We start from the raw sequence: 2,607 nt of genomic DNA on the forward strand, positions 1-2,607 counted from the left end.
TTCTCATGGGTCTTCCGTTCCCGTCGCCCACCGTTGTCGTTGACTCGCGCACCGAGGTGTTTCTCGGCTATCTCGACTACTTCCGATCCGTCATCGTGGACAAGCTCGAGGGTCTGCCCGACAGCGAGCTGCGGACGAGCCGGCTGCCGTCCGGCTGGACGCCGCTCGAGCTGCTCAAGCACCTGACCCATGTCGAGATGCGGTGGCTGGTCTGGGGCTTCGAGGGCTGCGACGTGGCCGCCCCGTGGGGCGACAACCGTGACGGCCGCTGGTACGTCGCGCCGGATGAGACCCTGACCGGACTGCTGACGCAGCTGCAGGCCCAAGCCGAGATCAGCCGCGGCATCGTCCGAGCCCATGTCTTGTCCGAGGTGGGAAGCCTGGCCCGCGCTGGGACGGGGCCGACCCGCCGACACTCGAACGCATCCTGTTCCACCTGCTGCAGGAGTACGCCCGCCACGCCGGCCATCTGGACATCGTCGGCGAGCTGGCAGATGGCCGGGTGGGCGAGTAGCGACCACGGACGGCTCCAGCCGTGCCTCGGTGTACCGATTCTCGGCGCGGTTCGCCGGCGGTCACCTAGAGTCTGCTGATCACCGGACGCTTCCCTGGCAGCAGCGCACCGCCCGCGTCATCTCTGCGTCAGCAGGCCACGGGCGCTATGCAACGGGAGATGTCCGCCATCGTCGGCTCGGCTGAGTGCTTCAGCACCGGCGAGCTCGCCATCGCACGGCAGGCGCTGGGAGCGTCCGGGTCCGGCTAGTACAGATCAGCCCGCTTCTCGGCACCGCCGTCGGCGGTTGGGGCGTGGTGTCGGCCTACGCTGGATGCATGACGCATCCGTTCCGGGCCGCCGTCGAGCGTCGCGACCACGCGGCGATGGTGGTGCTGATGGCCGAGGACGTGAGGTTCTTCAGCCCGGTGGCGTTTCGCCCGTTCGTGGGTCGTGACGCTGCGGCCGAGCTGTTCTGGAACCTGCTCGAGGTGTTCGAGGACTTCGCCTACGTCGACGAGCTGGAGGGTGATGGCACGCACGCGCTGGTGTTCACCGCCTCGGTGGGCGGCCGGCAGCTCCAGGGACTGGACCACCTGCGCCTCAACAGCGAGGGGTTGGTGAGCGAGTTCACGGTGATGATCCGGCCGCTATCCGGGCTGGCGGCGATCGGCGAGGCGATGGGTCCCCGAGTGGGGCACCTCGCCAAGGGCTAGCAGCCAAGCACCCGCAGTGCCGCTGGCTCCCGGACGACGCCCTCACCTCGACCACGAACTCGGGCCGATCGGTGACATTCGCCCCTGGACCGGCGCTTCGAGTCCCGGCAGCCTCGGGGTCGGGCCATCGCGACGTGGGGTCGACTGACGGGAGTCCACCATGACCGACGTCCGGGGGGACGCCGACACGGTGATCAGCGTGGCGGGGTTGTCCAAACGGTATGGCAGCACCGTCGCGGTGGACGGGGTGTCCTTCGACGTCGCCCGTGGGGAGATCTTCGGGCTGCTCGGCCGCAACGGTGCCGGGAAGACCACCACAGTGGAGTGCCTGGAGGGGCTTCGCCGCGCCGACGGTGGCACGCTGCGCGTTCTCGGCCTCGACCCGGGCACCCAGGCGGTCCAGCTAAGACGGCGGATCGGGTGCCAGCTGCAGGAGTCCGCGCTGCCGCACAACATCAAGGTGTGGGAGGCGCTGCAGTGGTTCGCCTCGTTCACCCCGCACTCGGTCGACTGGCCGGACCTGATCGAGCAGTGGGGGCTGGCCGACAAGCGCACCGCCGCGTTCGCGCAGCTGTCCGGCGGGCAGCGACAGCGGCTGTTCATCGCGTTGGCCCTGGTCAACGACCCGCAGGTCGTCTTCCTCGACGAGATGACCACCGGCCTCGACCCGGCCGCACGGCACGTCGCCTGGGACCTCATCCGACGCATCCGGGACCGCGGCACCACCGTCGTCCTGGTCACCCACTTCATGGAAGAGGCCGAGCAGCTGTGCGACCGGATCGCCATCGTCGACCAGGGCCGACTCGTCGACCTGGACACCCCGCACGCCCTGGTCACCCGCCACACCGACCACGTCACCCTGCGGTTCAGCACCACCGCGAACGACCTGTCCTGGCTCCAGGCACTGCCCCAGGTCGCCGACCTCACCCGGGTCGGCGACCTGGTCACCGTGACCGGCACCGGCCCGGTCCTCGTCGACGTCGCCGCCGCCCTGGTCAGTCACGGCATCCGCCCCGACGACGTCCGGGTCGAGCAGCCGACCCTGGAGAACGTCTTCCTGAAGGTCACCGGCCACGGGCTGGAGGAGTGAGGCGTCATGCGCGCACTTCAACGGTCGACCTGGGTGGAGCTGAAGCTGTTCCTGCGTGAGCCACTGACCGTGATCTTCACCCTGGCGCTGCCCCTGCTGTTCCTGTTCGTGCTCGGCGGCGTGTTCGGCAACCAGCCCGACGCCGGCTACTACCGAGGCGCCGGCCCGCTGGACTTCTACGTGCCCGGCTACATCGCCCTCGTGTGGGCCGCCGTCGGCCTGCTCGCCCTGCCCGTGCACCTGGCCCGCTACCGCGAGGACGGCGTGCTGCGCCGACTGCGCGCCTCCTCCGCCCCCCGCTGGGTGGT

4 protein-coding genes and 1 pseudogene are annotated in these 2,607 nt (G+C 69.8%); all 5 read left to right on the forward strand.

Features of this window, described 5'->3' with window-relative positions; genetic code table 11:
• Positions 1–5: 5 nt before the first annotated feature.
• Positions 6–323 (forward strand): annotated as a pseudogene (locus tag VIM19_08880) (DUF664 domain-containing protein).
• A 116-nt stretch (positions 324–439) separates the two neighbouring features.
• A complete protein-coding gene (locus VIM19_08885; protein ID HEY5184996.1) occupies positions 440–514 on the forward strand; it encodes a hypothetical protein in 75 nt (24 codons plus the stop codon).
• A 317-nt stretch (positions 515–831) separates the two neighbouring features.
• Complete coding sequence (locus tag VIM19_08890) at positions 832–1,209, forward strand: nuclear transport factor 2 family protein (GenBank protein ID HEY5184997.1); 378 nt, start codon at positions 832–834, stop codon at positions 1,207–1,209.
• A gap of 160 nt (positions 1,210–1,369) precedes the next feature.
• Positions 1,370–2,299 (forward strand): ABC transporter ATP-binding protein, encoded by a 930-nt coding sequence (locus VIM19_08895; protein HEY5184998.1) that lies wholly within the window; start codon positions 1,370–1,372, stop codon positions 2,297–2,299.
• Positions 2,300–2,305: 6 nt separating this feature from the next.
• Positions 2,306–2,607, forward strand: a 302-nt coding sequence (locus VIM19_08900) for an ABC transporter permease (GenBank protein HEY5184999.1), incomplete at its 3' end; no start/stop codon positions are given.

Source organism: Actinomycetes bacterium (assembly GCA_036510875.1).
In the GTDB taxonomy this organism is placed as follows: Bacteria; Actinomycetota; Actinomycetes; order Prado026; family Prado026; genus DATCDE01.

Coding starts and splice junctions, on each gene's coding strand:
- VIM19_08890 (HEY5184997.1), top strand. CDS start 832: ATGACGCATCCGTTCCGGGCCGCCGTCGAGCGTCGCGACCACGCGGCG.
- VIM19_08895 (HEY5184998.1), top strand. CDS start 1,370: ATGACCGACGTCCGGGGGGACGCCGACACGGTGATCAGCGTGGCGGGG.